This window comes from Agrobacterium sp. rho-8.1 (assembly GCF_033957725.1).
In the GTDB taxonomy this organism is placed as follows: Bacteria; Pseudomonadota; Alphaproteobacteria; order Rhizobiales; family Rhizobiaceae; genus Agrobacterium.
On the sequence record NZ_CP192793.1, the window covers coordinates 95,465 to 101,464 of the forward strand.

Here is a 6,000-nt window from a genome sequence, read left to right on the forward strand (position 1 = left end):
TTTCGGCTAGGATCGGTGGAACGGTAGCTGCTCCGCGGGCCGCTCACGGCGGTCCTGGCATTCGGCTATGATGCGGCTTCCCTCATCATTGTTCTGCTCAGTCGACCATTTTTGCCCTTCTCCTCCTCCGATCTGCTTGTTTTCAGGCATTTCCGCCACAGATGGCCACTAGGGCGCGTTTCGCGCTGGTTACGGCTGGACCCTGTTCGAGGCCGCATTTCGAGTCTGGTGGGGCTGCATTTAGCCCATAAACCACGCTTGCAACTGGTCATTTTCTCACGCATTCCTTATTTGTATAAGGCACCTGAAAAGCGCACGAGAACACCATGGCAAAACGGCAAGTCGCCAATCCAGCGCCGGCTCCCAAACGGCTTATCGGCTATGCACGCGTCTCGACCGACGATCAGGTCCATGATGCGCAGATGGACGAGTTGCGTGCCGTTGGCTGCGAGCGGATTTTTCAGGAGCAAGGCTCGGGTGCATCACGCGCTCGGCCGGTTCTCACAAGACTTCTCGGAAACCTCAAAGCCGGCGACGTGCTGGTCGTCGTCCGGCTGGATCGCCTTGCCCGGTCTGTGAGCCACCTTCTGCAAGTGATCGAAGATCTCGAAGATCGTGGGGTCCATTTTCGGTCAATCCGCGATCCGATCGATACGTCCACGCCACAAGGCATGTTTTCTCTGCAGGTTCTTGGTCCGTCGCGCAGCTCGAACGTGCGCTAATCGCCGAGCGAACAAAAGCAGGCATCAAGGCAGCAAAAGTCCTTGGCAAGCTACCGGAGAACCCTGGACTTCGTGAGCGGCGGCCGCAAGCCATCAAGGCGGTCTCGAAGTCCCGGCAAAAACTCTATCTCGACGAACTGATCTCCACTTCCCATATTTGGCTCCCGACCGTTCGGCAACTTCGGCCAAAACATAGCTGGGACAATGTCGTGCGGGTCCTCACTCGCAGAGGCGATGACTGGACGATGGAAAGGCTACGTCGGGCCGTGCATCGAATGGTTCGTGAAAAGCTCGCGGATCCCGAGCTACTGGTCCGCTCTCCACGCCGCACGCCAGAAGATCATCTCATGAAGCTCGTCGCAGCGATTGCTATCGCCGATCCCGGCCTGTCGCTGCGCGACATTGCCAGCCAGCTTGATCAGATGGGAGAGCGACCGGCGCGCGGTGGACGTAAATGGCAGCCATCATCCGTTCGCAACCTGCTGGATGAAGCGCATCGGTTCGGCCTTACCGATACATAGCACATCCGTACTAATTGCGTCGCCTAGTGCAAGCAAGCGAATATTGAGCGTGTAGAACCTTCCTAACAGATGGAGAAAACATGAAAAGCTCAAAGATCGGTGCTACCATCGCAGCCTTCTCTATGATTGCTTCCACTGCGATGGCTGCAGTGCCTGCCGGGATGACGTCGCTGGCTACTCCGGCCACTTCAACCGCAATTCCACCTATTGAGAAACCCGCAATCCTACAACTTGGTTTGCAAAAAGGCGAAATCAAAGGTCCCACACACGGAGGCAACGTCCAGCTCGCTTCCTTTGCCGACGGATGCAATGATCCAAATTATAGTTGGTGGGAATACAGTGGATGGGAAGCGATTGCCTGCCTCGGCAGCGGACAGTGGTGATCTCAAAGTGGCGAGGCTAGACCTCGCCACCTCTTCCAGAGGAGCCTTGAGGTGGTTCTGATCGTCTGAACAGATTCGGACGCTTTGCTGACTGGCAACTGTGTTTATGCGTGTACTGTTTTGTCCCTTAGCTCGACTTTGTACAAAATCGGTTGTGATTTCTGGTGCTGCTAAGCGGCCCGGTGTGAATCAATTTGCCGCAGTCAGCGTGCCTTGCTTCACCGGCCCGATCGTATTCCAACCGATGGATGAGCAAATCTCCTGATCGTTGCAATGACCGGGGAGACGCGGTTCCCCACCTCCTCCGCCAATGGCTGTCGCCGTTTCGTGGCTTGTTTACCGCGCTGAGTTGGGACCATCTTCTGGTCCTAGTGATGGGTGCGATCCTTTCTCCTGGCAAGCGAACAGTGACGGCATGCTTGCGGATCACCGGTCGAGCGGAGGCAAGCAATTTTGCCGCCTATCATCAACTCCTCAACCGTGCCCGCTGGAGCCCTCGCCTATTGTCGGCGCGCCTGTTGTCGATCATCATTGAAAGGTTCGTGCCCGATGGCCCCGTCGTGATCGGAATGGACGATACAATCGAACGTCGTTGGGGCCAACGTATCGCCGCTCGTGGAATTTATCGGGATCCGGTGGGCTCAAGCCATGGACACTTCGTCAAGGCCAGCGGCTTGCGGTGGTTGAGCTTCATGGTTTTGTCCCCTGTGCCATGGGCCAGATGCGTCAAGGGGTCGGTTCCGGTATGGGGCGGAATGACACTTTAAGCATTCCGGCTGTTTTCCCAATTCAGCCCTCGTGAATTTTAGCGCCGGAAAGCTTTGATTTGTATTGGATGAATGCTGTCCAAAACAGTCTCCAATCCAGTTGGGACGACCACTTTGCGCCAACACCGGACATTATTCAGACTTGACCGACTACCGAAATGAAGCCCGGATGCGCCAGAGGGCTTAGAGAATTAGCTTCACTTACCCGAACCCATACCAATTGGGTATGTTCGTCGCCTAGCAGTTTTGGAGGATCATTCGACCATTCGGTCACAACGAACAGATGGTATGTGGCTTCCGTTTCGTCATCATTGAAAGTACCGAGGTCACGGAAAGCTGTCGGCATCAAGCCAATCTCCTCTTGGGCCTCACGGATGAGAGCAACTTCTAAAGTTTCTCCCTGATCGACACGGCCGCCGATCAGGTCCCAATGTCCGGGGAACTGTTTCTTATGATCGGCCCTGCGGGCCATCAACACCCGACCATCTTCGATGAATGCTGCCAATAAGATAGTTGTCAATGTCGTCTCCAGTGGGCCGAGACAACGTGCAATATTAATCAAATGACCTCAATGGGCCAAATGCAGCCTTGGCGGCAATGCGCCAGATGCGGTCATTGCACTTTCTCCGGAATTTGTATTTGTTTAAACGGTTCGAGGAGGGACTGGGTTGCCAGTTGTATATTCCACAGACGCTGATGCCATTCTCTCAACAGGTGTCTGGCTGGGACCTGATCGTACCAACTGGGCCTTGACCAAAGAGCAGGCTCTCGTTGCGATTGGCAAACTTCGTGACGCAAAATGCATTTTGTTAGGTGGAGATGTCCTCAACGGGCCTGGAAAGAACTTCAGTCACACTTATGACAACTGGTATTTTGAGCTTTCGTCTCCACCGAGTCCCGATGATCTGTCATTAAGCGCATTAAAAGCATCTTCTTACATTAGCGATTATCCAGTTGAGGATGCTTATTTCGTGCTTGTACCCAGATCAGCATGACCGCTTCTCTAATCGGGCATTGGGGTCAAGCTCTTTCTTTTTATCCTAGATGGCCTGATCGTCCACGCGGGTCACGCTTCTCTTCGCAGTCTGGTGGCTCAGTTTCGTTTGGAGCCGCTGCACGCATGCATGGGATCAGGGTCTGGAGAGCCTCGCTTAGGGACGCGCTCGAAGCGCAGCAGTCATATTCGGCTTCATCCATCCCGTCGTCCGCATGGGACGATCCGGCCAGGATCGGAATCTTTGGCTTTCTGACCTGCCACTGAAGTTTCATCCGGCTGCGATTAGAGCCTCGGCGGTTTTTGATACGCCAAATGGCGCGGTGGGAGCAACCGGCGGCAACGCGAAGCTTCCACTTTGCGTAGCGTTGGAGCCGGTTGCGGCGATGATCCCGGCATAGTCCGCCGGGGTCTGGTATCCGAGCGATGAGTGCGGCCGGAAATTGTTATAGTCGTCGGCCCATTCCGCAATGGCGCTGCGGGCATGATCGAGCCCAAAGAACAAACTTTCATTGAGCAGTTCGTCGCGCATGCGGCCGTTAAAACTCTCGACATAGCCGTTTTGCATCGGTCTTCCCGGCGCAATGTAGTGCCACTCAACCTTATGATCCTTTGACCAGGCAAGGATGGCATTCGAGGTTAGTTCGGTCCCATTGTCTGAGACAATCATGCCGGGCTTGCCCCGTCGCTCGATAAGCGTCGTCAGTTCTCGCGCGACACGGCGGCCGGAGATCGATGTGTCCGGGATCGCCGCCAGGCATTCGCGCGTGACATCGTCGACCACATTGAGGACACGGAAGCGTCTGCCGCAGGCGAACTGGTCGTGGACGAAATCCAGCGACCAGCGGGCATTTGCCTTTGCTTCGACGAGGATCGGCGCACGCGTACCGACAGCACGACGCCTGCCTTTCCGCTTGCGCACGGAAAGACCTTCCTCGCGATATAGCCGGTAGATGCGATTGATACCAGACGGCTCTCCGTCTCGTCGAAGCAAGACGAACAATCGACGATAGCCGAACCGGCGGCGCTCATTGGCCAGATCGCGCAACTTCGCTCGCAGCTCTAACTCAGGTGGTCGACTGGATTGATAACGGACCGTCTTGCGGTCGGCAGATATGATCTGGCAGGCCCGCCGCTCCGAAAGCCCCATTGTGACCTTCAGATGCGTGACGGCTTCACGCTTGGCGGCAGGCCCTACCATTTTTTTCCAAGAAGCTCACGAAGAGCGGCAACATCCAGCATCTGCTCGGCCAACAACTTCTTCAGCTTTGCATTCTCGTCCTCAAGCGCCTTCAGACGCTTGGCCTCCGACACCTCCATGCCGCCGTATTTGGCCTTCCAATTATAAAAGGTCGCCTCGGAAATACCGTGCTTGCGGCAAAGATCAGCGGCCTTAACGCCCGCCTCCTGCTCCTTCAGCACACCAATAATCTGCTCTTCCGTAAATCTCTGCTTCTTCATAAGTCCGTCCTCGATGAGCCGGACTATAATCGAATCTGGAGGAAATTCTCAGTGGCAGGTCATTTCTTAGTTCATGCTGTTGAGTTTCAGCGAAATTTAATCCGCTTTTCCATTTCGCGTTGGCACGTCATATCCGGTGTAGTGAGTTGGCCGACAACAATTCTATCCGGCGTAAGTCGATCACGACGAAACGGGAAAATGGCTCAAACTCATATGAAAACGAACAGTTCATGACGGCGTGGCGGCGTAAAAGCGCCAAAGCGGTTACGAGCGACGTTTTGGCAAAACTGCTGGCCACTTGCGCGGGCGACGGCCTACGCGATCTGCGTGACCGGGCGATCCTGATGGTCGCCCTTGTGTCGAGCCGCCGATCGAGGTGGCCGATGGCCCTCCCCTCCCCTTTCTCGCCATTCATCTCGGACGGACGAAAACCACGAGCGGCGAGCAGTATGATGCCGGTTATCTCACAGGCCGGCCGGTAGAGGCTATCTATGCATGGATGTCGGCGGCGAAGATCGACAATGGCAGTTTCTTCAGCGGAATCGGGAGATGAGGAACGGTGTCGAAGCGATCAATCGATCCGCAGTCGATTAATGCGATACTCAAACCGCGAGCGGAGATGGCAGGATTGGAGCCGGAGGAGTTTCCGGCACACGGCTGCGGCCTGGCTTTTAGGGCCACGCCATGCGGGCCTGGCAATTGGTCACTTTCTCCCACGTTCCTTATTTGTACAAATCAGACGAAAAGCGCGCGAAAAAAATCATGGCGAAACGGCAAGTGGCCACTCTATCGCCAGCCCCAAAATATCTTATACGCAGCCTCGCTGCGAATCTAATCTTCGCGAACGGGAGGCTCACGATGCGATCAGGAATTTAGTTAGGTGAAGATTTTGTTGGTGAATCTCTCCGGTGGCTCGCGCGGCAGACAAAGGACGCAGACAGGTACGGCGCCCTTCGGGAGTCGCCTCGACGCGATGTTTACCAATACGCTTTGTAATAGCTCTAAAAGTTTACTGCGGTAAACTCGCTACACGTCATAGTTTTCCAGTTAACTTCTTGTTAACTTTGTTTTCCTTGCAAGACTCGTAGAATCGGGTCTAAATGCGGTTTCATTGCTCGTGTGGGCTTGAAAACGCATTTAGGGTTTTTCGCG

Annotated in this window: 5 protein-coding genes and 2 pseudogenes; 5 read left to right on the forward strand and 2 right to left on the reverse strand. The window is 55.0% G+C overall.

Going from position 1 to position 6,000, the window contains the following annotated elements; genetic code table 11:
* Window positions 1–326 precede the first annotated feature (326 nt).
* From RMR21_RS25825 to RMR21_RS25835, 3 genes and pseudogenes are all read left to right on the forward strand, one after another.
* Window positions 327–1,243: pseudogene (locus RMR21_RS25825) on the forward strand (recombinase family protein).
* An 80-nt stretch (window positions 1,244–1,323) separates the two neighbouring features.
* Window positions 1,324–1,626, forward strand: coding sequence for a hypothetical protein (locus tag RMR21_RS25830; protein ID WP_498672762.1), 303 nt, complete (start codon window positions 1,324–1,326; stop codon window positions 1,624–1,626).
* 248 nt (window positions 1,627–1,874) lie between these two features.
* Window positions 1,875–2,393, forward strand: coding sequence for a transposase (locus tag RMR21_RS25835; RefSeq protein ID WP_498672763.1), 519 nt, complete (start codon window positions 1,875–1,877; stop codon window positions 2,391–2,393).
* A gap of 136 nt (window positions 2,394–2,529) precedes the next feature.
* Here RMR21_RS25835 and RMR21_RS25840 read toward each other — a convergent pair whose 3' ends face one another.
* On the reverse strand, window positions 2,530–2,913 hold the full coding sequence (locus tag RMR21_RS25840; protein WP_498672766.1) for an NUDIX hydrolase: 384 nt from the start codon (window positions 2,911–2,913) through the stop codon (window positions 2,530–2,532).
* Window positions 2,914–3,061: 148 nt separating this feature from the next.
* Here RMR21_RS25840 and imm40 point away from each other — a divergent pair, with 148 nt between their 5' ends.
* Window positions 3,062–3,388, forward strand: a complete 327-nt coding sequence (gene imm40 / locus RMR21_RS25845; RefSeq protein WP_498672767.1) for an Imm40 family immunity protein — start codon at window positions 3,062–3,064, stop codon at window positions 3,386–3,388.
* A gap of 270 nt (window positions 3,389–3,658) precedes the next feature.
* On the opposite strand, the gene RMR21_RS25850 is transcribed toward imm40, so the two are convergent.
* Window positions 3,659–4,848, reverse strand: a protein-coding gene (locus tag RMR21_RS25850; protein ID WP_498668974.1) for an IS3 family transposase whose coding sequence is annotated in 2 segments (ribosomal slippage) — window positions 3,659–4,596 and window positions 4,596–4,848 — 1,191 coding nt in all. Because the reading frame shifts where the segments join, the coding sequence is not laid out codon by codon here.
* Window positions 4,849–5,090: 242 nt separating this feature from the next.
* Between RMR21_RS25850 and RMR21_RS25855 the strand changes: the two are divergent.
* Window positions 5,091–5,506, forward strand: a pseudogene (locus tag RMR21_RS25855) (site-specific integrase); the annotation flags it as partial.
* Window positions 5,507–6,000: the final 494 nt, after the last annotated feature.

Coding starts and splice junctions, on each gene's coding strand:
- RMR21_RS25830 (WP_498672762.1), top strand. CDS start 1,324: ATGAAAAGCTCAAAGATCGGTGCTACCATCGCAGCCTTCTCTATGATT.
- RMR21_RS25835 (WP_498672763.1), top strand. CDS start 1,875: ATGAGCAAATCTCCTGATCGTTGCAATGACCGGGGAGACGCGGTTCCC.